Origin of the sequence: Streptomyces sp. NPDC046859, assembly GCF_040645135.1 — a bacterium.
GTDB lineage: Bacteria > Actinomycetota > Actinomycetes > Streptomycetales > Streptomycetaceae > Streptomyces.
In genome coordinates this window covers 107,405-130,971 of sequence record NZ_JBEYXR010000018.1, presented here as the reverse complement: position 1 = coordinate 130,971, position 23,567 = coordinate 107,405, and the positions used below count along the sequence as shown (strand labels likewise).

The following is a 23,567-nucleotide window of genomic DNA, read 5'->3' as shown; positions in this document are numbered from 1 at the left end:
CCGTCCGGGTGGGCCGACCGGAGCCCCGCCCGAGCCCCGGCCGGGCACGAACAGGGACGCCCCGGCCCGCCGGTGCCGGTCCCCCGCCTTCGCACCGCTGCCGCACACCGCCGGGCCCATCCTCGCGAGGCGCACCGGCCCGGCGAGCGGTCAGCCCCCGTCCGGGTGGGCCGACCGGAGCCCCGCCCGAGCCCCGGCCGGGCACGAACAGGGACGCCCCGGCCCGCCGGTGCCGGTCCCCCGCCTTCGCACCACTGCCGCACACCGCCGGGCCCATCCTCGCGAGGCGCACCGGCCCGGCGAGCGGTCAGCCGCCGTCCGGGTGGGCCGATCTGATCCGGTCGGCCAGGGCGCGGAGCAGGGTGACGACGCCCTCGGGGCCGTCCACCACCACGTCCGCGCGTTCCGAGAGCGCCGTCACCTCCTCGCTGCCGCTGCACACCAGGAGTCCGGGGGTGCCGGCCGCGCGGAGGGTGTCGACGGCGGCGTAGGCGGGCAGGTCGCCGAGGTCGTCACCGGCGTACAGGACCGCCTCGGCGTCCAGGCCGCGGGCGAGGTCACGCAGCGCCTTGCCCTTGTCCACGCCGGGCGGGCGCAGTTCGAGGACCAGTCGGCCCGGCTCGACGATCAGGCCGTTGCGCCTGGCGAGGTCGGTGAGCGGGCCGCGCAGGGCGTCGAAGGTGCCCTGCGGGTCGGCTGCGCGGCGGGTGTGCACGGCGACCGCGTGCCCCTTGTCCTCGACCCAGGTGCCGTCCTCGTGGTCCGCCAGCAGGGCGGGCAGGGCGGCGCGGACGGCGGCGACCCCGGGATGCGGGTCGGGCGCGGACACCTCACCGCTGACGGCGTCCCAGCGCTCGGCACCGTAGTGCCCGAGCACCACCAGGTGCTCCAGCCCCGCGACCCCGGCGAAGCCGCCGTGGTGCACGGCCACCTCGGCGGGCCGGCCGGTGATCACGGCCACGGCGGCGACCTCGGGCGCGAGCGCGGCCAGCGCCGGCACCGCCTCCGGGTGGGCCCGCGCCTTCTCGGGGTCGGGCACGATCGGCGCGAGGGTGCCGTCGAAGTCCAGCGCGATCAGGGCGCGGGCGGGCCGGGCGAGGAGCGCGGCGAGCCCGTCCCGGCCGGGTCCGGTGGCCGGCTCCGGAAGGGCCGCGCCGCCGGCGGACGGGGGCGGGTCGGTCAGGTCGTTGTGACGGGCCATAACGGGACCCTATCCAGCGGCGGCGGACCTATCCCTGCCGTCAGCGCTCCGCCCGGCGCGCCTCGCGCACCCGGCGCAGCCGGTTCACCGTCAGCGGGTCGTGGGCCAGGGCCCGCGGGTCGTCCAGCAGGGCGTTGAGGAGCTGGTAGTAGCGCACCGGGGCCAGGCCCAGCTCCTCGCGTATGGCCCGCTCCTTGGCGCCGGGGCCGGAGAAGCCCCGGCGCTCCAGAGCGAGCACGGCCCGTTCGCGGTCGGCGAGGGCGGCGTCGGGCCGGTCCTGGTGCTGGTCCATGCCTGGCACCGTAACCCCCGCCACCGACAGCGGCTCCTACTCGGCCCCGTCCAGCTTGGTCGCCGTCGCCTGGAGCCGGGCCAGGACCGCCGACGGGCTGCCGCCGGAGGCGACCGTCGAGCCGATGGTCTTCTTGACGTCCGCGCTGACCGCGGCCCAGGAGGTCCGGCCGACCGGGTAGAGCTCGGAGGACGGCAGCTGCTCCAGGAAGGGCTTGAGGTCGGCGTCCTCCTCGGCGCCGGCCATCACCTCGGAGGCGGAGGTGGTGACGGGGAGCAGGTCGTAGCGCCGGGAGAAGTCCAGCACGTTCTGCTTGTCGTAGACGAAGTCGAGGAACGTGCCGATCTGCTCGGCGTGGTCGTTCTGCTTGAACGCCATCATCCAGTCGGCCACGCCCATGGACAGCTTGGTGGGGCCGTCGACGCCGGGCATGGGCACCATGCCGACCTTCACGCCCTTCTTCTGGGCGGTCTGCATCAGCGAGGGGTGGCCGTTGAGCATGCCGACGTCACCGCTCGCGAAGGCGGCGAAGGCGTCGGCGCGGTTGAGCCGGCCGGGCGCGACGGGGCCGGTGAGGCCCTTGCCGACCAGGTCGTCCCTCAGCCAGGTGAAGGTGGTGACGTTCTCCGGGGAGTCGATGCTGTAGGTGCCGAGCTGGGGGTCGGTGTAGCCGCCCCCGCCGCTGAGCAGCCACTGCATGGTCTCGGCCTGCGCCTCCTCGGACCCGAGCGGCAGCGCGTACGGGTACTTCACGCCCCGCGCCTTGAGCGCGGCGGCGTCGGCCGCCAGCTCCTTCCAGGTCCGCGGCGCGGTCAGGCCGGCCTCCTCGAAGAGGGACTTGTTGTAGAAGAGCAGCCGCGTGGAGGACGCGAACGGGATGCCGTACTGCACGCCGTCCACCTGCCCCGCCTCGGCGAGCTGCGGGACCAGGTCGGCCTGCACGGGGATGGAGAGCAGGTCGTCGGCCTCGTGGAGCAGGTCCTTCGCGGCGTAGTCGGCGTAGGCGCCGATCTGTGCGAGGTCGGGCGCCTCGCCCGCGGCGACCATCTCCTTGACCTTGGCGTCGACCTCGTTCCAGGAGTACACCTCGACGTCGACGGTCACCCCGGGGTGCTCCGCCTCGTAGGCCTCGGTGAGCTTGTCCCAGTACTTCCGCGAGCTGGTCGCCTTGCCGTCGCCGTAGTCGGCGGCCACCAGCCTGAGCGTGACGTCGTCCGAGCCGCCGGTCACCCCGCAGCCACCCAGCACCGCCGTCATGCCCAGTGCGGACACCACCGCCGCCGCTCCCGTACGCCTCCGACCACGCCGCTGCACGCGAACCCGCCCCACGCCTCTGTTCGATCTTCGAATCGTCGTACATATTGCACGCACAGGTCTACACCACGTAAGTGGACTAGACCTCTCGCGGGTCCGCAAGCCACACTGTCCCCCGTGAGACATGTCATCGCCCTCGACGTGGGCGGCACCGGGATGAAGGCCGCCCTGGCCGGGACGGGCGGTGAGCTGCTCCACCAGGCACGCCGGCCGACCGGCCGCGCCCGCGGGCCGGAGGCGGTCGTCGAGGGCATCCTGGACTTCGCCGCCGAGCTGCGCGCCTACGGGGAACAGCACTTCGGCGAGCCCGCGGCCGCCGCCGGCGTCGCGATCCCCGGGATCGTCGACGCCGCACGCGGCATCGCCGTGTACGCCGCCAACCTGGGCTGGCGGGACCTCCCGCTGCGCGACCTGCTCGCCGAGCGGCTCGGCGGCATCCCCGTCGCCCTCGGCCACGACGTACGCACCGGCGGCCTCGCCGAGGGCCGCGTCGGGGCGGGCCGGGGGGCCGACCGCTTCCTGTTCGTGCCCCTCGGCACCGGGATCGCCGGCGCCATCGGCATCGACGGGCGCGTCGAGGCGGGCGCGCACGGCTTCGCCGGCGAGATCGGCCATGTCGTCGTCCGGCCCGGCGGCGCCCCCTGCCCGTGCGGGCAGCGCGGCTGCCTGGAGCGGTACGCCTCGGCGGCCGCGGTCAGCGAGGCGTGGGCCGCCGCCTGCGGCGACCCGGAGGCGGACGCGGCGGACTGCGCCAAGGCCGTCGCGTCCGGCGACCCGAACGCCGTCCGCGTCTGGCGAGCGGCCGTGGACGCGCTCGCCGACGGGCTGGTCACGGCCCTCACCCTGCTGGACCCGCGCACCCTGATCATCGGTGGCGGCCTGGCCGAAGCGGGGGAAACCTTGTTCACACCGCTGCGGGACGCGGTCCGGCAGCGGGTCACCTTCCAGAAGCTGCCGGAGATCGTCCCCGCGGCACTCGGGGACACGGCCGGCTGCCTCGGTGCCGGTCTCCTGGCCTGGGATCTCCTCACATCCACCGACCGCACGGAGGAATCGGCCTGATGGCAATCCCCCCAGGGGCGCGGGACAGCGCCACGACGCACCCGCGGCCCGCGACGGGCACGGTGCCCCTCGTCCTGTCCGGCGCCCGCGTGGTCCTGCCGACGGGGACGCTCGACGAGGGCCACGTGGTCGTCGACGGCACCCGGATCGCCGGCACCGCACCGGAGAACGCCCGCCGTGTCGACCTCACCGGGCACTGGATCGTGCCCGGCTTCGTGGACATCCACAACCACGGTGGCGGCGGGGCCTCCTTCACCTCGGGCACTCCCGAGGACGTCCTGCGGGGCATCCACACCCACCGGCTGCACGGCACCACCACCCTGGTCGCCTCCACCGTCACCGGCGACATGGACTTCCTGACCCACCGGGCCGGGCTGCTCGCCGAGCTCGCCGAGCAGGGCGACATCGCGGGCATCCACTTCGAGGGGCCGTTCATCTCGCCCTGCCGCAAGGGCGCGCACTCCGAGGAGCTGCTGCGCGACCCGGACCCGGCGGACGTCCGCAAGCTGATCGACGCGGCCCGCGGCCACGCGGCGATGGTCACCCTCGCCACCGAACTGCCGGGCGGCATCGACTCCGTACGGCTGCTGGCCGAGCACGGCGTGATCGCCGCGATCGGGCACACGGACGCCAGCTACGAGCAGACCGTGGAGGCGATCGACGCCGGGGCCACGGTCGCCACCCACCTGTTCAACGCGATGCCCCCGCTCGGCCACCGCGAGCCCGGACCGATCGTGGCCCTGCTGGAGGACGAGCGGGTGACGGTCGAGCTGATCAACGACGGAACGCATCTGCACCCGGCCTCCCTGGAGCTGGCGTTCCGTCACGCGGGCGCCGCCCGTGTCGCGTTCATCACGGACGCGATGGACGCCGCCGGCTTCGGCGACGGCCGCTACATGCTCGGCCCGCTGGAGGTGGAGGTCGCCGACGGCGTGGCGCGCCTGGTGGAGGGCGGCTCGATCGCGGGCTCGACCCTCACCCTGGACCGCGCCTTCAAGCGGGCGGTGACGATCGACCGGCTGCCGGTCGGGGACGCGGTGGCGGCCCTGTCGGCCAACCCGGCGAAGCTCCTCGGCCGCTACGACCGCGTCGGCTCCCTGGAGCCCGGCAAGGACGCCGACCTGGTGGTCCTGGACGCCGGATTCGACCTCAAGGGCGTGATGCGCCGGGGCGAATGGGTGATTGAGCCCCAACTGGGGTGATGTGTGCAGCTGTTGAGGGCGGCGGTTGTCCTGGGAGACTGTGACGGCAGCCGCCCTTTTGGCATGATCGGGACGCCCGCGCGGGACATCCCGCGGGCGAACGGCACACGCGACGAGAACTTCTTCGGGGGAGGTCGGCCCAGGTGATCCTGACGGTCACGCTGAACACCGCTCTCGACATCACCTACCGGGTCCGGGCGCTGCGTCCCCACGCCTCCCACCGGGTCTCCGAGGTGACCGAACGGGCCGGCGGCAAGGGCCTGAACGTGGCCCGCGTCCTGGCGGCCCTCGGGCACGAGGTGACGGTCACGGGCTTCGCGGGCGGTGCGACCGGCCGGGAGTTGCGGGAACGGCTCAGCGCCACCCCCGGCGTGGTCGACGCCCTGGTGCCGGTGACGGGCCCGACCCGGCGGACCGTCGCCGTGGTCGACGACCGCACCGGTGACACGACTCAGCTGAACGAGCCCGGCCCGACCGTCTCGCCCGCCGAGTGGTCCGCCTTCCAGGAGACGTACGACACCCTCCTCGCCGCGGCCTCCGCGGTGGCCCTGTGCGGGAGCCTGCCGCCGGGGGTGCCGGTGGGGGCCTACGCCGGACTGGTCCGCTCCGCGCGGGCGGCCGGTGTCCCCGTCCTCCTCGACACCAGCGGGGAGGCGCTGCGCCGGGGCGTGGCCGCCCGGCCGGACGTCCTGAAGCCGAACGCCGGGGAACTGGCCGAGCTCACCGGCTCGCACGAGCCGTCACGGGCGACGCAGGACGCGCGACGGCGGGGTGCCCGTGCGGTGGTGGCCTCCCTCGGGGAGGGCGGACTGCTCGCCGTCACCCCGGAGGGCCGCTGGCGCGCCGCACCGCCCGCCGGGCTGCGCGGCAATCCGACGGGCGCCGGTGACGCGGTGGTCGCGGGCCTGCTGTCAGGCCTCGTCGAGGGGCTGGCCTGGCCGGACCGGCTGGCCCGGGCGACGGCGCTGGGCGCGGCGAGCGTGGTGGCGCCGGTGGCCGGCGAGTTCGACCGCGGCACCTACGAGAACCTGCGAGGACGGGTGGCGGTGACCGGCGACGCCACCGCCGCGTGACGGCTGGACGGAACCTAGGACTTGACCCAGCCCTTGACGAGCCACATCTGGTCGATGAGGGCGTCGCACTGGTTGCCCTCCTCGCACGACAGCTTGATCGTGTTCGTGCCCTTGTTGAGCTGGATCCAGTTGTAGGTCTTGGTCCAGCCCTTCTCGTAGTCGCCCTCCGCGGCGTGCGCGTAGTTCTTGAAGTTGACCGGCGCGGTGGAGGGCGTGCCGTTGACCGTCAGGGTGGCGTTGCCGTCCTTGCCCGGGACGCTGTAGCCGACGTAGACGCTGTACTTGCCGCCCTTCGGGATGCCGTTCACCGTCCAGGTGACCGACGAGCCGGCCTGGTTGAAGCCGGTGACGTACACGCCGCCGTCCGCCTGGGCGCCCTTGACGTCGGACGCGGCGGCCGCGGTGCCGCCGAGGGCCAGCGTCTTCGCGTCGCTCTTCGGCAGTTCGGCCTCGTCCCCGGGGTCGGCCGTCCCCGACGGCTTGGACCCCTCGGACTGGGACTGGGTCGGGGTCGCCGGGGTGTCGTCGCCCTTGGCGTCCTTGTCGTCGTCGCCGCCCATCATGGCCACGCCGATGCCGATGACGACCGCCGCGACGACGGCGATGGCGCCGATCAGCAGGCCCTTGGTGTTGGGCCCGCGGCCGCGGCCGCCGCCGGATCCGGTGCCGGTGCTGTAGGACGTCTGGGTGGTCGGCGCTCCGCCGGGCAGGGTCTCCGGGGCCGCGTAGTGCGCGTTCGGCTGGCCGTAGCCGCCCTGCTGCTGCGGTATCTGGCCGTACCCGGCGCCCGGCTGCTGGCCGTACTGGCGCTGGCCGACCGTACGCACCCGGTTGACGGCGTTCGGGTAGCCGTAGCCGCCGGCACCGGAGGGGGGCTGGGCCCCGTTGGCCTGCCCGTCGGCGTAGAGGTAGCCGAACGGGTCGTCGTCCTCGGGCGTAGCGGCGCCGTTGTTGCCGGACGTCATCCCTTGGTACTCCTCACCAGGTGCGGGCTGTGATGCATGGGGTCAGAATGGCGAGCCTACCCGCTCCTGTGTGCCCAAACGGGTGACTCACGCCGCACCAGCTCGCCGACCTGGACTTCATCCCGCCCGTCTGTGCTGTTTGGGACGAGATCGTTTCTCTACGTACATCCGCTCGTCAGCGGACTTCAACACTTCGTCCGCGGTCATTCCGCAGTGTGCCCACCCGATGCCGAAGCTGGCGCCGACGCGCACGGCCCGTCCCTCGGCCCGGATGGGCTGGATGATCTCGTTGCGCAGCCGGACGGCGAGGTCCTGGGCGTCGGCCCGGCCCAGCCCGTCGGCGAGGATCACGAACTCGTCGCCGCCGAGCCGGGCGACCGTGTCGCCGTCGCGTACGCCGCGCGTCAGCCGCCGGGCCACCTCGATGAGGACCGCGTCACCCGCGTTGTGCCCGAACCGGTCGTTGATCGACTTGAAGCCGTCGAGGTCGCAGAAGAGCACCGCGAGGCCCTTGGTGCCGTCGTCGCGCTCGGACTCCTCCGGCGCGACGGTGTGCACATGGTGGTCGTAGGCGTCCAGCGCCGCCGAGCCGGGGAAGTCGAAGCCGTGCCCGTTGGCGTCGAAGACGGCCGGGTGCCCGTAGGCGGCGTCCGTGGATTCCAGGGCACCGGCGTGCGCCGGGCGCTTGCACAGCCGGGCGGACAGGCGCGAGCGCAGCTCGGCGGAGTTCGGCAGGCCGGTGAGCGAGTCGTGGGAGGCGCGGTGGGCGAGCTGGAGCTCGCGGCGCTTGCGCTCCTCGATGTCCTCGACGTGGGTGAGCAGGAAGCGCGGACCGTCGGCGGCGTCCGCGACGACGCTGTTGCGCAGGGAGACCCAGACGTAGGTGCCGTCGCGGCGCGCGAGCCGCAGCTCGGCCCGCCCGCCCTCGGCGGAGGTACGCAGCAGGGTGCCGATGTCCTCGGGATGGACCAGGTCGGAGAAGGAGTAGCGGCGCATCGCGGAGGCCGGGCGGCCGAGCAGCCGGCACAGGGCGTCGTTGGTGCGCAGGATGCGGCCGTGCTGGTCGCCGCCCATCTCGGCGATGGCCATGCCGGAGGGCGCGTACTCGAAGGCCTGCCGGAAGCTCTCCTCGCTGGCCCGCAGCGCCTGCTGGTCGCGCTCCAGGCGGACGAGGGCGCGCTGCATATTCGCGCGTAGACGCGCGTTGCTGATGGCGATGGCGGCCTGGAACGCGTACATCTGGAGCGCCTCGCGCCCCCAGGCGCCGGGCAGCCGGCCGTTGCGCGGGCGGTCCACCGAGAGCACGCCGATCAGCTCGCCGCACGCGCCGCCGTGCACGCCGGGCGTGTACATCGGGGCGAAGAGGCGGTCGGCGGGGTGCCACTCGTCCTCGAAGCGGGGCGCGGGGCCCTCCGTGTACCACTGCGGGACGTCGTCGTCGTCGAGCACCCAGCCCTCGGTGTGCGGGATGAAGACCAGGTCGCCCCAGTGCTCCCCCATGTTCAGGCGGCGCTCCCAGGAGTCGCGGGAGCCGACGCGGCCGGTGATGAGGGCCTCGGCGGCCGGGTTGCCGGCGAAGGCGGCGACCACGAGATCGCCGTCGGGGCGCACCAGGTTGACGCAGGCGAGTTCGTAGCCGAGGCCGTTGACGACGCCGTCGGCGACGGTCTGGAGGGTGTCGGCCAGGCTGCGGGCCGTATTCATGTCGGCCATGACCTGGTGCAGTTGCCGTAGGGTCGCAAGACGGACGTACGGTTCCGACTCGGTCTCCATGCTCACCCTCCCCCCGAGACCTCGCAGCGCTTCAAGGGTGCTCTTCGGCATATCGTCCTTGCTGGGTTCACCGCCACTGAATCACAGCGCGCTGCCCACTCGGTACACAGGGTCAACAATTAATGGCCCTTGTGACTCAAGTCACAGAGAAACGTGAGCAATTGAGCGGCGTTTCCGCGGTTTTCCTGTGCGTTTACAGAACGCAAACCTGGGGCGTGTGTGGAGGTGCCGCGAATCACCCCGGAAGACGGTACGCCGCGAGTCCTAGGTCCGTTCTCGTCCGCAGGCCCGATGTGCCCGCGTCCGGCCGACATTAGCGTTTCCCCGTGCCGAACTTCACCACTCCCGCGCCGCCCGTGACCGCCGCCCTCCCCGCGTCCCGCAGCCCCCACGTGCATGCTGAGGGAGTGAGCAACGACGAGTTCCGTGCCGCCATGTCGCGACTGGCCGCGGGGGTGGTGCTGGTGACCGCGCTGGAACCGCCCCTGGACCCCGACGACCCGCACGCGCCGGCCGGCGAGGACGTCGGGATGACGGCCACCGCGTTCCTGTCCGTGTCCCTGGACCCGCCGTTGGTGCTAGTCAGCCTGCGGGAGGGCTCCCGCATGGACGACGTGCTCGACGAGCAGCCGCTGTGGGCGGTCTCCGTCCTCGCCGAGAGCCAGCGGCACATCGCGGGCCGCTTCGCCATGAAGGGCCGGGTCAGCGACCGGCTGCTCTTCGCCGACATCCCGTACACCCGCGGCATCGAGTCGGGCGCCCCGCTGGTGGGCGGCGCGCTCGCCACGCTGGAGTGCCGCACCGAGCAGCGTGTGACGGCCGGCGACCACACGCTGGTCATCGGCCGGGTCCTGACGGCCTCGCTGCCGAGTCCGGACGGTGGCCCGCTGACGTATTTCCGGGGCCGCTACCGGCAGTTGAGGTGATCTCATCCCGCGGTGAGCGGCCTCGGCGGAAGAAATTCCCGTGCCCCCCGAAGATCGCCCGGCTTACCCTCCCGGGATGACACCGCTGACTTCCTCGCCGCGACTCGAAAAGATCACACCTGGAAATCTCGAGTCCGCGACGGGCATACGGGTCCGCCCCGACCAGGAACACGCGGTCACCCCCGTCGTGGAGTCGCTCGCCGAGGCGTACGTCCACCCCGCGGGCGTGGCCTGGCCGCGGCTGATCATGGACGGGGAGCGCCCGGTCGGCTTCCTGATGGCCTTCCTCGACATCGACTGGCGCGGCGACGGCGGCAGCGTGCGCCGCTCGGGGCTGTGGCGGCTGAACATCGACGCGCGCGAGCAGGGCCGGGGCTACGGCCGGTTCGCGGTCGCGAGCGTGGCCGCCGAGATCCGCCGCCGCGGCGGCCGCGAGCTGTACGTCACCTGGCACCCCGGACCGGACGGCCCGGAGGGCTTCTACCTCGGCCTGGGCTTCCGCACGACCGGGGAGACCTCCGGCGACCAGACGGTGGGCGTGCTGGACCTGACCACGGCCCCCTAGGTCCAGTCCCGCCCGGACCGCCCCCGCTTGGTCTGCGCGCGCTGCTTCTTCTCCCGCAGGCGCCGCTCGTTGATCCCGCGCGGGACGCGGGTCGGCCGGCGCGGCTTGGGCGGCGGGGCCGTCGCCTCGGCGAGGAGCGAGGCCATCCGTACGGCGGCGGTCTCGCGGTTGCGCCACTGGGAGCGGTGTTCGGAGGCCCGTACGGTCAGGACGCCGTCGACCAGCCGGCCGGCCAGCCGCTCCAGCGCCCGGCGCTTCCACACCTCGGGCAGCGCCTCGGTCGCCGCGAGGTCGAACCGCAGCTCGACCTGCGAGTCACTGGTGTTGACGTGCTGGCCCCCGGGGCCGCCCGACCGCGAGAAACGCCACATGAGCTCGGCCTCCGGGAGGGAGACGGAGCCGCGGATGACATGGGGACCGGACATGCCGTCCATGGTCCCGCGCCTGTCCCGTCCACGTCACGCGAATATCGGCGGCGGATGCCCCCTCCGGGCGCTCTTTGGCAAAGAAAGTAAAGACACCTGGAACTGCGGCACCGCTCCCCGCGTTCATAGGGGTAGCTGTAGCTTCTAGCCGTACCGCAACGAGGGAAGGGACTCCCAACAATGGCTGTAAGCCTGTCCAAGGGTGGCAACGTCTCGCTCACCAAGGAGGCTCCGGGCCTGACCGCCGTCACCGTGGGTCTCGGCTGGGACGTCCGCACCACCACCGGCACGGACTTCGACCTCGACGCCTCGGCGATCGCGGTCAACCCCCAGGGCAAGGTCTGCTCGGACGCCCACTTCGTCTTCTTCAACAACAAGCAGACCCCGGACAGCACGATCGTGCACACCGGTGACAACCGCACGGGCGAGGGCGAGGGCGACGACGAGGCGATCAACGTCAACCTCGCGGGTCTGCCCGCCGACATCGACAAGATCGTGTTCCCGGTCTCCATCTACGACGCGGAGAACCGCTCGCAGAACTTCGGCCAGGTGCGCAACGCCTACATCCGCATCGTCAACCAGGCCGGCGGCGCCGAGATCGCCCGCTACGACCTGTCCGAGGACGCCGCGACCGAGACCGCCATGGTCTTCGGCGAGCTGTACCGCAACGGCGCGGAGTGGAAGTTCCGTGCCGTCGGCCAGGGTTACGCCTCGGGCCTCGTCGGCATCGCGCAGGACTTCGGCGTCAACGTCTGACGGTCCCCCGCACCGGCCCGGCCCCCGGCCTCGCCGGGGGCCGCGGTACCGGGAGGCCTGACGGCCTCTCCGATAGGTTGCCCCCGTGATCCTCGCCCCCCTCCCGCTGACCCCCGACCACGACATCCCGGGTCTGCTCCTGACCGAGCTGACCGCCCTGTACGCCTCCAACCGCGCGTTCCAGGCACTCAGCGGCGACTTCCCCGACCCGGACGACATCCGGCCGGAGCAGGTCGCGGCGGCCCTGGCCGACGAGCTGGCGGTGCCGGGGGCGGAGGTCCTGCTCGCCCGCAGCGCCGGGCGGCTGGTCGGCGTCGTGATCACCCTGGCCCGGCACCCCGACCCCGAGGACCCCGACCCCTGGATCGGGCTGCTGATGGTGGACGCCTCGGCCCAGCGCCAGGGCCATGGCACCAGGCTCGCCACCCTCGTGGAGGAGCGCCTGCGCGCCGAGGGCCGCACCGGCGTCCGCCTCGCGGTCCTCGACGGCAACGCCCCGGCCCTCGCCTTCTGGACGTCCCTGGGCTACGAGGCGATCGGCCACGGCAGGGACCGCGAGCACGGCCGGCCCTGCACGGTCCTGCGCAAGTCCCTGCCCGGCCCTCCACGAGCCGTGCTCGACGGCGCCCGCACGGCCGTGCTCGACCCCACCGGCGCGGTGTTCCTGTTCCGCTACGCCGACGACGAGGCCGGCCCGCACTGGGCCCTCCCCGGCGGCGCCCCGGCCGGCGACGAGAGCCCCCGCGAGGCCGCCGTGCGCGAACTGCGCGCGGAGACCGGCTGGACGGACCTGGAGCCGGGCCCGCTGCTGGCCACCTGGGACCACGACTTCACCCACCAGGGCATCGCCATCCGCCGCCGGGAGCACATCTATCTGGCGCTGAGCCCGCGCCGTGAGCCGACGGGCCCGCACCTCGGCCCGGCCGGCGACATCCTCGGCTGGCGCTGGTGGACCGCCGCCGAACTCGTCGCGCCCCCCGAGCCGCTGTGGCCGCCGGACCTGGCCCAACTGCTGGCCGCGTACGGCGAGGGCGGGGACACCTGACCCGTCAGGGACTGGACGCCCCAGGGGTGCCTCTCGCCGGGCACCGATCGGCGTCGGCTCGGCCCACCTCGCCGACCGCGTCCGCCGCGATCCGGTGGGACGTGGGGCGGACGGGCTGACGGCACCGGGGTCCGGCCCACGGGCTGTCAGGGACGCTTCGGTTTGCCGTCCCCGTACAGCCAGTCCCGCCAGACCGGCGTGAAGTCCTCGTCGGAGGCCGTCCGTTCCACATAGGACGTGAAGTCGTCGGTGTCCGCGTTGCCGTGGCGGTGCTTCGCCGCCCAGCCCCGTACGAGGTCCCGGAAGTCGTCGTCGCCGACGGTCTGCCGGATCTTGTGGAGCACCATCGCGCCGCGCGAGTAGACGGGCTCGTCGGAGATGTGGGCGGCGCCGGGCGGCTCGGCGGGCGGGAAGGACCACAGGTCCTCGTGCTCGTCCTCGCCGTGGTCGTAGAGGGCGTCGAAGGTCTCCTGCGCGCTGTCGCCGCCGTGCTCCTCCTCCCACAGCCACTCCGCGTACGTCGCGAAGCCCTCGTTCAGCCACATGTCCCGCCAGCTCTCGGGCGTCACCGAGTCGCCGAACCACTGGTGGGCCAGCTCGTGCACCAGCAGCCCGGTGCCGGGGGCGCCGGGGAAGACGGGCCGGTTCTGCGTCTCCAGGGCGTACCCGGCGTCCCCCTCGCCGGCGACGATCACCCCGGTGGAGGAGAAGGGGTAGGGGCCGAAGGTGTCCTCGCCCCACCGCACGATCTCCGGCAGCCGCGCCAGCGCCTTGCGGGCGGGCCCGGCCTGCTCGGGGACGACGGCGGACAGGACGGGCAGGTCACGCCCCGCCGCCGTGCGCAGGGTGGACCGGTGGACGGTGTAGTCGCCGATGGCGAGGGTGGCCAGATACGTGGCCATGGGTTCCGCCGTACGCCAGTGGAAGGTGGTACGGCCGCCGGTGGTGCGCCGTCCGGCGAGCTCCCCGTTGGACACCGCCTCGGTCCCCTCCGGCACGCTCACCCTGATGTCGTAGGCCGCCTTGTCGGAGGGGTGGTGGTTGCCGGGGAACCACGCCATGGACCCGGTCGGCTCGCCCAGCGCGAGCGCCCCGCCCCCGGCGGTGCGCAGCCAGCCCTCCTCGGAGCCGTCGGGGTCGGTGACGGTCTTGGGGCTGCCCGAATAGCGGACGACGGTCCGGAAGGTCTCGCCGGCGTCGAGTTCGTCGTGCGGCCGCACGATCAGTTCCTGGCCGTTGCGGCTGAAGCGGGCGGGGCGGCCCTCCACCTCGACCCGTTCGACGTCCAGGCCGGTCAGGTCCAGGTCGAAGGCGGACAGGTCCTGGCCGGCGCGCGCGGTGATCTCGGCGGTGCCGGCGAGGTGCCGCGCGGCGGGGTCGTAGGAGAGGTCGAGGGCGTAGTGCCTCACGTCGTAGCCGCCGTTGCCGGCCTTGGGGAAGTAGGGGTCGCGCACGCCCGGGCCGCCGGGGGTGCCGTCGACCCCGCCGCACGCCGTGAGGGTGACGGCGAGCAGGGCGCTCAGGACGGCCTGAACGGCGGACGCGGTACGGGACACGTCGGTGATCCTATGAGCGGGAGCCGTGACACCATGCCCAGCGTGCTCGACATCGGCTACGCCCTCTCCAACCGCTTCCCCGACCCGCCGCAGACGGACTACCGCCGCGCGGACGTCCGCGCCCTGCGCCACGACCTGTTCTGCGGTGACGTCTACCTCGCCGACACCGAGACGGACCGGGAGCTGTCCACAGCCTGGGGATGGGTGCCGGTGCTCGACTTCGCGTGGGCGCTGTGCGACATCGTCGAGCGGCTGGGCCGGGACCCGGCCGGCTCCCGCGCCTCCCGCCCGCTCCACGCCGAGCTGGACTTCACCGAGTCCACGGACCGGATGCTCTTCGAGCGGCGGTTCGGCTGGGTGGACATCGAGGCGGACTGGATGCCGGCGGAGGAGCCTCCGCTGAGCTTCTCGTACGCCGCCCTGCGCCGCGAGGCCCGGGACTTCCTGCACGACCTGCTCGCCGACCTGATCGACCTGCACGAGGGACTGGGCGAGAACCCGGCGATCTGGACGCTCCAGGCCCGCTTCCCCCGGCTGCCGTGAGACGCGGGCCGCGCGCCCGTCACCCCTCCACGCGGATGCCCAGCTGCGCGGCCAGCGCCGGCGCCAGGTCGAGCAGCTGGCCCGTACTGATCACGGCCCCGGACAGCCGGTCCAGGCCGCCCGCGATGTCCAGCTCGCCCGCCCCGCGCAGATCCACGTCGGTCAGGGCCGCCCCGGTGAGGTCGGCCCCGCGCAGCGCGCAGTCCACGAACTCCACCCGCTCCAGGCGGGCACCGCCGAAGTCCGGCTCGACCAGGACGCAGCCCTCGAAGACGACGTCCCTGAGCTTCGCCTTGCGCAGATTCAGGTAGTCGATCTTTCCGCCCCTGACCACCACCCGCTCCAGCACGGCCCCGTGCGCCTGCGCCCCGCCCAGCCGGGCGTCCAGCACCTCGACGTCCCGCAGCGTCGCCTCGGCGAGGTCCGTGCCGACCCCGCGCGGCGCGGAGAGCACCGAGTCGAGGATCCGGGCGTACCGCAGCCGCGTCCCGTCCAGCACACAGCCGCGCAGCGCGCAGTCCATGAACCGGGCGCCCCCGCCGTCCTGCTCGGAGAGGTCCGCCTCCGGGAACTCCAGCCCGTCGTAGTCGCCGTCCGGCTCCAGCCCGCCGCCCCCGTACGGCTCCAGCGGCGGCAGCCGCAGCTCCGGCCGCCGCGCGCCCGGCACATCCCCGTGCCCCGGACCGCCCGCCGCTCCCGCGCCCCGCGCTCGTCTCGCCATGCGTACCATGCTGCACCCCGCCACTGACAACGCCCGTCACCCGCGGCGAGCCCCGGGGTGTCCGCCGATGTCACATCGGATGCCGCCCGGCCCGTCGTACCGGCAGAGAAGGCCCACGGGCGCACCGAGAGCGAGGGAGACCCCCAGCCATGCACCGCATCACCGTCATCGGCGGCGGCTTCGCCGGACTCACCGCGGCCATCGCCGCCGCCGAAGCGGGCGCCGCGGTCACCGTGCACGAGGCCCACCACACCCTCGGCGGCCGGGCCCGGACCGCGGAGGGCCCGTACCGGACGAACGAGGGACCGCACGCCCTGTACAGCGGCGGGCCGCACTGGGCGTGGCTCGCGCGACGGGACCTGATCGGCCCGCTCGCGTCCGTCCCGCCACGGGAGGCGGCCCGGTTCCGGCTGCGCCACCGGGGCGCGCTGCGCCGCACCCCGCCCCTCGCCCTGCTGAGGCTGCTGCGGCCCGGCCTGCCGCAGGCCCCCGTCGACCTGGACTTCCGGACCTGGGCGACCGGCATCGCGGGCGAGGAGGCGGCCCGGGTGGCCGCTCACTACGCGGCGGTCGCGCTGTTCCACCACGACCCCGGCGCCCTGTCCGCCGCGTTCGTGCAGGAGCGGCTGCGCCGGGCCACCCGGCTGCCTCCGGAGGCGCGCTACCCGCGGGGCGGCTGGGCGACCGTGATCGACCGGATGGCGGCGCGGGCGTGGAACCTCGGGGTGCGCGTGGAGACGCTGTCCCGGGTCGACACCCTGCCGACGGACACCCCGGTCGTCGTCGCCACCTCGCTGGCCGCCGCCCGGCGTCTGCTGCGGGACGACTCGCTGACCTGGGCCGGCGGCCGGACGGCCCTGATCGACCTCGCGGTACGCAGTCGGCGCGGCGACGCCTTCGTCGTCTCCGACCTGGACGCGCCGGGCTGGCTGGAGCGGTTCACCGCCCAGGACCCGTCGCTCGCGCCGGCCGGCGAGCAGCTGATCCAGGGGCAGATCCCGCTCGCCCCGCACGAGTCCCTTGCGGACGGCGCCGCCCGCGCGGAGCAGCTCCTCGACCTCGGCTTCCCCGGCTGGCGCGAGCGGGTCACCTGGCGGCGCGACGCCGTCGCGAGCGGCCGGACCGGTGCCGTGGACCCGCCCGGCACGAGCTGGCGGGACCGGCCGGCCGTGGACCGCGGCGACGGCGTCCATCTGGCGGGTGATCAGGTCGCCGCGCCGGGCGTGCTGTCCGAGGTGTCGTTCACCAGCGCGCTCACGGCGGTGTCCCTGGCGCTGGGACGGCACGCACTTGACCTCAAGCAAGCTTGAGGTAGCAGCATCGTCGCAGCGTCCCGCCCGCCCGGACGGGACGCCCGACCGACCCGCACCTACAGCGATGGGGGACCGCGATGCACGCCATCCGCCTGCACACCTTCGGCCCGGCCGAGAACCTCTCCTACGAGGAGGTGGACGACCCGCGCCCGGCTCCCGGCCAGGTCCGGATCGCCGTCCGGGCCGCCGGCGTCCACCTCCTCGACACGGCCCTGCGGGAGGGCTTCCAGGGCCCGTCGCCCCAGCCCACGCCGCTGCCCACCATCCCCGGCCGTGAGGTCGCCGGCGTGGTGGAGTCGCTCGGAGAGGGCGTCGCCGCGCTCTGGCTCGGCAAGCGGGTCGTCGCCCACCTCGGCTTCGCGCCGGGCGGCTACGCCGAACTCGCCGTCACGGACGTCGAACGGCTCCACGAGATCCCCGGGAACCTGGACTTCGCGCAGGCCGTCGCCATGATCGGGACGGGCCGTACGGCGCTGGGGATCGTCCAGTTCGCCGAGTTCGGGCCGGACGCGGTGGCCGTGATCCCGGCCGCGGCCGGCGGCATCGGCACCCTCCTCGTGCAGTACGCGAAGAACGCCGGGGCGGTCGTCGTCGGTCTGGCAGGCGGACCGGAGAAGACCGCGCGGGTCCGGGACAACGGCGCCGACCTCGCCGTCGACTACACGGACGCCGGCTGGCCGGAGAAGGTGCGCGCCTTCCTCGGCGGACGGCCCGCCACCGTCGTCCTCGACGGCGTCGGCGGCGAGGTGGCCCGCGCGAGCGTGGCCCTGCTCGGGCCGGGCGGCCGCCACCTGGTGTTCGGCTGGTCCGGCGAGGGCCTGCGCGGCGGCGGCCCCCACCTCGTCGAGGGCGTGTCCGAGCAGGTCCTGGGCCCGGTGATGATGCGCCGGGCCGGCGGCCCCGACCCGATGCGGACCCTGGAGCTGCGCGCCCTCACTGAGGCCGCCGCGGGCCGTCTCGTCCCGGCCGTGCGGCGCTTCCCGCTGGCCCGGGCGGCGGCCGCCCACCGCGCCCTGGAGACCCGCGCGACCACCGGAAAGGTGGTGCTGGAGCCGTGACCGCTCCCCGGCCGCGAAGGCCGTCCGCACCGGATGCGACACCTACCGAACCATGGTCTTCTGGCCAGATGACAGTCACCCGAACGGGTGAAACAGCCCGCGCAGCAGACCCCCGTCGCTGGTGGGGTCTGGTGACCATCGCACTCGCGCAGCTCATGGTGGTCCTCGACGCGACCATCGTGAACATCGCGCTCCCCTCCGCCCAGGAGGACCTCGGCATCTCCGACGGCAACCGGCAGTGGGTCATCACGGCGTACACGCTGGCGTTCGGAGGGCTCCTGCTGCTCGGCGGGCGCATAGCCGACCTCGCGGGCCGAAAACGCACCTTCGTCATCGGCCTGATCGGCTTCGCCGCCGCGTCCGCGCTGGGCGGCGCCGCCACCTCCGCCGGGATGCTGTTCGGCGCCCGCGCCCTCCAGGGCGTCTTCGCCGCCGTGCTGGCCCCGTCCGCCCTGTCGTTGCTCACCACGACCTTCACCGACCCCAAGGAGCGCGGGAAGGCGTTCGGCATCTACGGCGCCCTGGCCGGCAGCGGCAGCGCCATCGGGTTCATCGTCGGCGGTGTGCTCACCGAGTACCTGGACTGGCGCTGGTGCCTGTACGTCAACGTGCCGATCGCCGTGATCGCCGTGATCGGCGCCTTCGCGCTGCTCCACGACAGCCCCGTCCACCAGGGCGCCCGGCTCGACGTGCCCGGCGCGGTGCTGGGCTGCGGCGGGCTCGTCGCGATCGTCTACGGCTTCGCCGAGGCCGAGCCGCGCGGCTGGACCGACCCGCTCGTGCTGACCCTGTTCGCGGCGGGCATCGTCCTGCTCGTGGCGTTCGTCGCCTGGCAGACCCGCGCCCCGGTCCCGCTGCTGCCGCTGCACATCGTCCGGGACCGCAACCGGGCCGGCTGCTTCCTCACCATGGCCCTGGCGGTGATCGGGCTGTTCGGCCTGTTCCTGTTCATGACGTACTACCTCCAGGTCATCCTCGGCTACTCGCCGGTGACGACCGGGCTCGCCTTCCTGCCCCTGACGGCCGCCATCATCGTCGGCTCCACCCAGATCGCCGCCCGTCTCCTGGACCATGTGGCGCCCCGCCTGCTGATGGCCCCGGGCGCCCTGCTCGCCGCGACCGGCATGGTGCTGCTGACGCGGCTCACCGTCGACTCCTCGTACGCGGCGCACGTCCTGCCCGCCCTGATCCTCATGGGGCTCGGCATGGGCCTGGTCTTCATGCCGGTGTTCGCCACGGCGACGGCGGGCGTGGCACCGCAGGACTCCGGGGTGACGTCGGCGACGGTCAACACCTCGCAGCAGGTGGGCGGTTCGATCGGCACGGCTCTGCTGAACACCATCGCCACCACCAGTTCGACCGCCTACATCACCGCCCACCTCACGAACCCCGCCCGTCGCCAACCGGTCATCCAGCAGGGCATCGTGCACGGCTACACCGTCGCCATCTGGTGGGCCGCCGCCATCATGCTCCTGGCCGGCATCGTCGCCGCCGTCATGGTCACAGCCAGACCCCCGGGCCGGGACGCCCCGCGGCCGGCCGGGGCCTGAGTCCCCGGGGGGAGGGGCCACCGGCGGCCCGCCCCTGCCCCGCCCGGGAACCGCCAGGGGATCAGTGCCGTCCCGCCACCCGGTCCGCGACCCGTGCCAGCCGGGACGACTCGGCGCCGTTCGTGCCGCGCTCCCGGCGGTCGGCCGCGCGGTAGGCGGCGTACAGGCCGTGGACGCCCAGCCAGCGCAGCGGCTCCGGCTCCCACTTGCGCACCTTGTGGCCGGCCCAGGGCAGTTCGGTGAGGTCCGTCCTGCCGCCCTGGCCCGAGTCCTGCCGGACGAGGTCGCGCAGGGTGCGGGCCGCCAGGTTCGCCGTGGCCACGCCGGAGCCGACGTACCCGCCCGCCCAGCCGAGTCCGGTCGACCGGTCCAGCGTCACCGTCGCGCACCAGTCGCGCGGCACGCCCAGCACCCCCGACCAGGCGTGCGCGACCCGCACCCCGGCCAGCGACGGGAAGAACCCGACCAGGACGTCCCGCAGCGCCTCGACGGTCTCCGGCCGGGTGCGCCCGTCGTTGTCCGTCCGCGACCCGAAGCGGTACGGCACACCCCGCCCGCCCAGCGCGATCCGCCCATCGGCCGTGCGCTGCGCGTACATGTAGGCGTGCGCCATGTCCCCGAGCGTCTCGCGCCCCTCCCAGCCCACCGACGCCCACTGCTCGTCGGTCAGCGGCTCGGTGGCGATCATCGAGGAGTTCATCGGCAGCCAGGTGCGCCGCTGTCCCTTCAGGCTCGCCGTGAACCCCTCGGTGCAGCGCAGCACATAGGGCGCGCGCACCGTGCCGTACGGGGTGACGGCGTGCTTCGGCCGGATCTCCGTGACCGGCGTCAGCTCGTGGACGGTCACGCCCAGCGCCTCGACGGCCGCCGCGAGCGCCTTGACCAGCTTCACGGGGTGCACGCGGGCGCCGTGCGGCGTCCACGTCGAACCGACCGCGTCGGCCACCCGGATCCGCTCGGCCGTCTCCCGGGCGCCGTACAGCTCCCGGTCCTTCTCGCCGTACGACAGCTCGTGCTCGTGGAACGCCTTCAGCCGCGCCCACTGCGCGGGCGTGCGGGCGACCTCCAGGACGCCGCCCTTGTGGATGTCCGCGTCGAAGCCCTCCTCCCCGGCGACCCGGACGACCTCGTCGACGGTGTCGTTCATGGCCCGCTGGAGCCGTACGGCCGCCTCGTGCCCGTGCAGCCTCGCGTACCGGTCGCGGCCCGCGACGCCGTTGTACAGCCAGCCGCCGTTGCGCCCGGACGCGCCGTACCCGCAGAAGCGCTGCTCCAGGACGGTGATCCGCAGGAAGGGGACCGCCTTCTTCAGGTAGTACGCGGTCCACAGGCCCGTGTAGCCGCCGCCCACGATCACCACGTCCGCCGAGGCGTCCCCGGCCAGCGGCTCACGCACCGCGGGCAGGCCGTCGTCGGCGTACCAGAAGGAGATGCCGCCGTTCACCGCACCACTGTCCGATCTGCTCATGCGAGGACGGTAATTCGCGGGAGCCGATTCCGGGAGCCCGGTAGGGTCCCCGGAATGATCGAGGTCCCCGCGGGGCTCGCCGCGTCGCAGCAGGAGTACAACGGGGAGGCGGGCCGCGCCTTCGTCGCCGCTCTCCCCCGGCTCACGGCAGCGTTCCTCGACCGCTGGGAACTGACGGCCGACGGACGGCCGATGCACGGGGTCGCCGCGCTGGTCGTCCCGGTGACCCGACGGGACGGCACCCCCGCCGCGCTGAAGCTGCAACTCCTCGACGCCGAGACGGCGGGCGAACCGGTCGCCCTGCGCCACTGGGACGGCGACGGCGCGGTCCGCCTTCTCGACCACGACGCGGCCACCGGCACGATGCTCCTCGAACGCCTCGACGCCACCCGCTCCCTCGCGGCCCTGGACGTCCACCGGTCCGTGCAGGTCATCGCCGGTCTGCTGGCCCATCTGACGTCGTTCACCGCTCCCCCGGGGCTGCGCCGCCTCGGCGACATCGCGCACGGCATGCTGGAGCGCACCCCGCGTGCCCTGGAGCAGCTCACGGACCCGCGGGCCCGCCGCCTGCTCACCGACTGCGCCGCCGCCGTACGGGAGGTCGCCGACGAGCCCGGCGACCGCCTGCTCCACTGGGACCTGCACGAGGAGAACGTCCTCTCCTCCGCACGCGCCCCCTGGCTGGCGATCGACCCCAAGCCCCTCGCCGGCGACCCGGGCTTCGAGCTGTGGCCCGCCCTGGACAACCGCTTCGACGCCGACGACGTCGTCTGGCGTTTCGACGCCATGACCGACATCCTCGGCCTGGACCGGGCCCGCGCGCGGGCCTGGACGTACGGCCGCCTGCTGCAGAACTGCCTGTGGGACATCGAGGACGGCCGCCCGCTCGACGAGCGCCAGTTCGAGATCGCCGGGCGGTTGCGCGCGGCGGCCGGTTAGCCTCCGATCATGATTCGCCCCGCCACCCCCGCCGACGTCCCCACCCTGCACACCCTGATCCGTGAACTCGCCGCGTACGAGAAGGCGCCGCACGAGGCCAGGGCGACACCGGAGCAACTGCACGAGGCCCTCTTCGGCGACCGGCCCGCCGTGTACGCGCACATCGCGGCCGACGACGACACCGGCGAGACCGTCGGCTGCGCGCTGTGGTTCCTGAACTTCTCCACCTGGCGCGGGGTGCACGGCATCCACCTGGAGGATCTCTACGTCCGCCCCGCCGCCCGGGGCGCCGGCCACGGCAAGGCGCTGCTCACCGAGCTGGCCCGGCTGTGCGTGGAGCGCGGCTACCAGCGCCTGGAGTGGTCGGTCCTCGACTGGAACGCCCCGTCGATTGCCTTCTACGAGTCCCTGGGCGCCCGCCCGCAGGACGGGTGGACGGTGTACCGGCTGACGGACGACGCGCTGGCCGCGCTGGGCAGTGCCAGGCCGTCCTGACTCACCGCGCCCGCACTTCCCGCGCCGGACGCGCGGCCGGCGCCTCGCACGCCGCGACCGCCGCGAGTTCCCGGGCCACGGCGCCGCCGATCAGCCCGGCGTCCCCGTCCCGCAGATGGCTGACGACGGTGAGGGTGTAGCTGTCCGCGCAGTGCACCAGGCACAGGTTCGCGGTGCCCGGCGTCGCGAGCTGCGGCAGGGGCACGACCCGGGCCAGGGTGCGCCCGTGCAGCCGGCTCGGGTTGTCCCTCCACTTGAACGCCGTGCACAGGCTGGTCGTCAGCTCGGGGCGGGCCAGGCGCCGGGCCATCATCTCGGCCAGCCACGGCATGGCGCGCGCGGTGGCGAGCAGCGGCGGCAGGATCGCCCGGTGCGCGTCGCAGCGGTGGTCGAACGCCGCGACCTCCTCCTGGCAGGCGCGCAGCCGCGCCACCGGCGAGTCGACGTCCACGGGCAGCGGGATGCGCAGCGCGGTGACGCCGTTGCCGAGCCGCTGGGCGTCGTGCCGGCCCCGCAGGTCGACGGGGACGGTGCCGAAGAACGGGGCCGGTCCCGCGGGCCAGGCACGCAGCGGGCCGTAACGGGCGCGCAGGGCGCCGGCGAAGCTGCTGAGCAGCAGTTCGTTGAGGGTGGCGCCCCGGCCGGCCTCGGGCTGGCGGCGGGCCGCGCGCATCACGGGCGCGTCGAGCCGTACCACGGCCACCGACGGCGCGTACTCCCCCGCCGGGGAGGCGGGCAGGGCGCGGCCCCGGGCGCCGATGACCCGCAGTTCCCGGCCCACGGTGGCGGGGCGGACGGGCCGCCGGCGGGGCTCGGCACCCGGCGCGGGCGGGCGGGGCGGCACGGCGTCGTCCATCAGCAGCCGGAACAGCGTCTCCAGCGACCGCCCGTCGAGCAGGGCGTGGTGCGCGAGCAGGACGACGGCGCGCTCACCGCGTTCGGTGGCCCGCTCCGTCACCAGCAGCCGCCACAGCGGCCGGTCCTCGGGCAGCGGCCGGCTCACCGCGTCGGTCAGCAGCGTGCGCAGGTCCCGGTCGTCCGTGGCGATGTGCGCGGCGGGGTCGAACGGCCGGGCCGCCCAGCGGTGCACGGAGAACGCGGCCGGACCGGCGGGCGGCCGCAGGGCGAGGCTCATCCGCTCCAGGCCGCCCCATCGCTCCCGGACCCGGGCCCGCAGCCACGCCAGGTCGAACGGCGGCCCGTCCGCGGGGAACAGCCCCACGATCCCGATGGTCCCGGGCATCCCGTTGCGCAGGTGCCCTTCCTCGATGGCCGTCAGCCTCATGCCCCGCCACCTCCCTTCCGCGATTCCCCCGGTCATGCCC

General features: G+C 74.1%; 23 protein-coding genes. 13 read left to right on the top strand and 10 right to left on the bottom strand.

Annotated features, from left to right (window positions below; genetic code table 11):
• Window positions 1–307: 307 nt before the first annotated feature.
• From otsB to ABZ899_RS25490, 3 genes are read right to left on the bottom strand one after another with little or no spacing between them, the layout of a single operon-like run.
• Window positions 308–1,201 (bottom strand): trehalose-phosphatase, encoded by an 894-nt coding sequence (gene otsB, locus ABZ899_RS25500; protein ID WP_361350278.1) that lies wholly within the window; start codon window positions 1,199–1,201, stop codon window positions 308–310.
• 40 nt (window positions 1,202–1,241) lie between these two features.
• On the bottom strand, window positions 1,242–1,493 hold the full coding sequence (locus ABZ899_RS25495; protein ID WP_361350276.1) for a DUF3263 domain-containing protein: 252 nt from the start codon (window positions 1,491–1,493) through the stop codon (window positions 1,242–1,244).
• A gap of 36 nt (window positions 1,494–1,529) precedes the next feature.
• On the bottom strand, window positions 1,530–2,750 hold the full coding sequence (locus ABZ899_RS25490; RefSeq protein ID WP_361350321.1) for an extracellular solute-binding protein: 1,221 nt from the start codon (window positions 2,748–2,750) through the stop codon (window positions 1,530–1,532).
• A gap of 174 nt (window positions 2,751–2,924) precedes the next feature.
• Here ABZ899_RS25490 and ABZ899_RS25485 point away from each other — a divergent pair, with 174 nt between their 5' ends.
• The 3 genes from ABZ899_RS25485 (at window position 2,925) to ABZ899_RS25475 (ending at window position 6,144) form a co-directional block, all read left to right on the top strand.
• Window positions 2,925–3,869, top strand: a complete 945-nt coding sequence (locus ABZ899_RS25485) for an ROK family protein (protein ID WP_361350275.1) — start codon at window positions 2,925–2,927, stop codon at window positions 3,867–3,869.
• Complete coding sequence (gene nagA, locus ABZ899_RS25480) at window positions 3,869–5,071, top strand: N-acetylglucosamine-6-phosphate deacetylase (protein WP_361350273.1); 1,203 nt, start codon at window positions 3,869–3,871, stop codon at window positions 5,069–5,071. Before ABZ899_RS25485 ends, nagA begins: the two co-directional genes overlap by 1 nt.
• 143 nt (window positions 5,072–5,214) lie before the next feature.
• Window positions 5,215–6,144: a 1-phosphofructokinase family hexose kinase gene (locus ABZ899_RS25475; RefSeq protein WP_361350271.1), complete on the top strand. Its 930-nt coding sequence runs from the start codon at window positions 5,215–5,217 to the stop codon at window positions 6,142–6,144.
• Between the two features lie 14 nt (window positions 6,145–6,158).
• Here ABZ899_RS25475 and ABZ899_RS25470 read toward each other — a convergent pair whose 3' ends face one another.
• Together ABZ899_RS25470 and cdgB are read right to left on the bottom strand one after the other, a co-directional pair.
• Entirely contained in the window at window positions 6,159–7,109 is a 951-nt protein-coding gene (locus tag ABZ899_RS25470) for a CBM35 domain-containing protein (protein WP_361350269.1), read from the bottom strand.
• 117 nt (window positions 7,110–7,226) lie between these two features.
• Window positions 7,227–8,882: a diguanylate cyclase CdgB gene (gene cdgB, locus ABZ899_RS25465; protein ID WP_361350267.1), complete on the bottom strand. Its 1,656-nt coding sequence runs from the start codon at window positions 8,880–8,882 to the stop codon at window positions 7,227–7,229.
• Window positions 8,883–9,238: 356 nt separating this feature from the next.
• On the opposite strand from cdgB, the gene ABZ899_RS25460 reads away from it, so the two are divergent.
• Both ABZ899_RS25460 and ABZ899_RS25455 read left to right on the top strand, forming a co-directional pair.
• Window positions 9,239–9,808, top strand: coding sequence for a flavin reductase family protein (locus ABZ899_RS25460; protein WP_361350319.1), 570 nt, complete (start codon window positions 9,239–9,241; stop codon window positions 9,806–9,808).
• A 76-nt stretch (window positions 9,809–9,884) separates the two neighbouring features.
• Window positions 9,885–10,373 (top strand): GNAT family N-acetyltransferase, encoded by a 489-nt coding sequence (locus tag ABZ899_RS25455; protein WP_361350265.1) that lies wholly within the window; start codon window positions 9,885–9,887, stop codon window positions 10,371–10,373.
• On the opposite strand, the gene arfB is transcribed toward ABZ899_RS25455, so the two are convergent.
• A complete protein-coding gene (arfB, locus tag ABZ899_RS25450; protein WP_361350263.1) occupies window positions 10,370–10,807 on the bottom strand; it encodes an alternative ribosome rescue aminoacyl-tRNA hydrolase ArfB in 438 nt (145 codons plus the stop codon). The genes ABZ899_RS25455 and arfB overlap by 4 nt on opposite strands.
• 171 nt (window positions 10,808–10,978) lie before the next feature.
• Here arfB and ABZ899_RS25445 point away from each other — a divergent pair, with 171 nt between their 5' ends.
• On the top strand, window positions 10,979–11,554 hold the full coding sequence (locus ABZ899_RS25445; protein WP_361350261.1) for a TerD family protein: 576 nt from the start codon (window positions 10,979–10,981) through the stop codon (window positions 11,552–11,554).
• 85 nt (window positions 11,555–11,639) lie between these two features.
• Entirely contained in the window at window positions 11,640–12,599 is a 960-nt protein-coding gene (locus ABZ899_RS25440) for a bifunctional GNAT family N-acetyltransferase/NUDIX hydrolase (protein ID WP_361350259.1), read from the top strand.
• A gap of 146 nt (window positions 12,600–12,745) precedes the next feature.
• Here the strand turns inward: ABZ899_RS25440 and ABZ899_RS25435 are convergent, their stop codons facing one another.
• Window positions 12,746–14,155: a M1 family metallopeptidase gene (locus ABZ899_RS25435; RefSeq protein ID WP_361350257.1), complete on the bottom strand. Its 1,410-nt coding sequence runs from the start codon at window positions 14,153–14,155 to the stop codon at window positions 12,746–12,748.
• A gap of 42 nt (window positions 14,156–14,197) precedes the next feature.
• On the opposite strand from ABZ899_RS25435, the gene ABZ899_RS25430 reads away from it, so the two are divergent.
• Window positions 14,198–14,698, top strand: a complete 501-nt coding sequence (locus ABZ899_RS25430; protein WP_361350318.1) for a hypothetical protein — start codon at window positions 14,198–14,200, stop codon at window positions 14,696–14,698.
• Window positions 14,699–14,717: 19 nt separating this feature from the next.
• Here the strand turns inward: ABZ899_RS25430 and ABZ899_RS25425 are convergent, their stop codons facing one another.
• Window positions 14,718–15,419: a pentapeptide repeat-containing protein gene (locus tag ABZ899_RS25425; protein ID WP_361350255.1), complete on the bottom strand. Its 702-nt coding sequence runs from the start codon at window positions 15,417–15,419 to the stop codon at window positions 14,718–14,720.
• Between the two features lie 149 nt (window positions 15,420–15,568).
• Here ABZ899_RS25425 and ABZ899_RS25420 point away from each other — a divergent pair, with 149 nt between their 5' ends.
• The 3 genes from ABZ899_RS25420 to ABZ899_RS25410 all read left to right on the top strand — a co-directional run bounded on the left by ABZ899_RS25420 (window position 15,569) and on the right by ABZ899_RS25410 (window position 19,340).
• On the top strand, window positions 15,569–16,729 hold the full coding sequence (locus ABZ899_RS25420) for an NAD(P)-binding protein (RefSeq protein ID WP_361350253.1): 1,161 nt from the start codon (window positions 15,569–15,571) through the stop codon (window positions 16,727–16,729).
• Between the two features lie 80 nt (window positions 16,730–16,809).
• The gene (locus tag ABZ899_RS25415; RefSeq protein WP_361350251.1) at window positions 16,810–17,790 is read left to right on the top strand and encodes a zinc-binding dehydrogenase; all 981 of its coding nucleotides are present in this window, start codon (window positions 16,810–16,812) and stop codon (window positions 17,788–17,790) included.
• Window positions 17,791–17,858: 68 nt separating this feature from the next.
• Window positions 17,859–19,340 carry an MFS transporter gene (locus ABZ899_RS25410; protein WP_361350249.1) on the top strand — a complete coding sequence of 494 codons (1,482 nt, stop codon included), beginning with the start codon at window positions 17,859–17,861 and terminating at the stop codon, window positions 19,338–19,340.
• Window positions 19,341–19,401: 61 nt separating this feature from the next.
• On the opposite strand, the gene ABZ899_RS25405 is transcribed toward ABZ899_RS25410, so the two are convergent.
• The gene (locus tag ABZ899_RS25405; RefSeq protein ID WP_361350247.1) at window positions 19,402–20,808 is read right to left on the bottom strand and encodes an FAD-dependent oxidoreductase; all 1,407 of its coding nucleotides are present in this window, start codon (window positions 20,806–20,808) and stop codon (window positions 19,402–19,404) included.
• Window positions 20,809–20,862: 54 nt separating this feature from the next.
• Here ABZ899_RS25405 and ABZ899_RS25400 point away from each other — a divergent pair, with 54 nt between their 5' ends.
• Together ABZ899_RS25400 and ABZ899_RS25395 are read left to right on the top strand one after the other, a co-directional pair.
• A complete protein-coding gene (locus ABZ899_RS25400) occupies window positions 20,863–21,747 on the top strand; it encodes an aminoglycoside phosphotransferase family protein (protein ID WP_361350245.1) in 885 nt (294 codons plus the stop codon).
• A gap of 9 nt (window positions 21,748–21,756) precedes the next feature.
• A complete protein-coding gene (locus ABZ899_RS25395) occupies window positions 21,757–22,242 on the top strand; it encodes a GNAT family N-acetyltransferase (RefSeq protein WP_361350244.1) in 486 nt (161 codons plus the stop codon).
• A gap of 1 nt (window position 22,243) precedes the next feature.
• Here the strand turns inward: ABZ899_RS25395 and ABZ899_RS25390 are convergent, their stop codons facing one another.
• The gene (locus ABZ899_RS25390) at window positions 22,244–23,527 is read right to left on the bottom strand and encodes a wax ester/triacylglycerol synthase domain-containing protein (protein ID WP_361350242.1); all 1,284 of its coding nucleotides are present in this window, start codon (window positions 23,525–23,527) and stop codon (window positions 22,244–22,246) included.
• Window positions 23,528–23,567: the final 40 nt, after the last annotated feature.

Bases quoted from the DNA above. Each gene is read 5' to 3' on its own strand.
- ABZ899_RS25400 (WP_361350245.1), top strand. From the start codon at position 20,863: ATGATCGAGGTCCCCGCGGGGCTCGCCGCGTCGCAGCAGGAGTACAAC.
- ABZ899_RS25445 (WP_361350261.1), top strand. From the start codon at position 10,979: ATGGCTGTAAGCCTGTCCAAGGGTGGCAACGTCTCGCTCACCAAGGAG.
- cdgB (WP_361350267.1), bottom strand. From the start codon at position 8,882: ATGGAGACCGAGTCGGAACCGTACGTCCGTCTTGCGACCCTACGGCAA.
- otsB (WP_361350278.1), bottom strand. From the start codon at position 1,201: ATGGCCCGTCACAACGACCTGACCGACCCGCCCCCGTCCGCCGGCGGC.
- ABZ899_RS25405 (WP_361350247.1), bottom strand. From the start codon at position 20,808: ATGAGCAGATCGGACAGTGGTGCGGTGAACGGCGGCATCTCCTTCTGG.
- ABZ899_RS25390 (WP_361350242.1), bottom strand. From the start codon at position 23,527: ATGAGGCTGACGGCCATCGAGGAAGGGCACCTGCGCAACGGGATGCCC.
- ABZ899_RS25420 (WP_361350253.1), top strand. From the start codon at position 15,569: ATGCACCGCATCACCGTCATCGGCGGCGGCTTCGCCGGACTCACCGCG.
- ABZ899_RS25470 (WP_361350269.1), bottom strand. From the start codon at position 7,109: ATGACGTCCGGCAACAACGGCGCCGCTACGCCCGAGGACGACGACCCG.
- ABZ899_RS25410 (WP_361350249.1), top strand. From the start codon at position 17,859: ATGACAGTCACCCGAACGGGTGAAACAGCCCGCGCAGCAGACCCCCGT.
- ABZ899_RS25455 (WP_361350265.1), top strand. From the start codon at position 9,885: ATGACACCGCTGACTTCCTCGCCGCGACTCGAAAAGATCACACCTGGA.
- ABZ899_RS25415 (WP_361350251.1), top strand. From the start codon at position 16,810: ATGCACGCCATCCGCCTGCACACCTTCGGCCCGGCCGAGAACCTCTCC.
- arfB (WP_361350263.1), bottom strand. From the start codon at position 10,807: ATGGACGGCATGTCCGGTCCCCATGTCATCCGCGGCTCCGTCTCCCTC.
- nagA (WP_361350273.1), top strand. From the start codon at position 3,869: ATGGCAATCCCCCCAGGGGCGCGGGACAGCGCCACGACGCACCCGCGG.
- ABZ899_RS25495 (WP_361350276.1), bottom strand. From the start codon at position 1,493: ATGGACCAGCACCAGGACCGGCCCGACGCCGCCCTCGCCGACCGCGAA.
- ABZ899_RS25395 (WP_361350244.1), top strand. From the start codon at position 21,757: ATGATTCGCCCCGCCACCCCCGCCGACGTCCCCACCCTGCACACCCTG.
- ABZ899_RS25425 (WP_361350255.1), bottom strand. From the start codon at position 15,419: ATGGCGAGACGAGCGCGGGGCGCGGGAGCGGCGGGCGGTCCGGGGCAC.
- ABZ899_RS25490 (WP_361350321.1), bottom strand. From the start codon at position 2,750: ATGACGGCGGTGCTGGGTGGCTGCGGGGTGACCGGCGGCTCGGACGAC.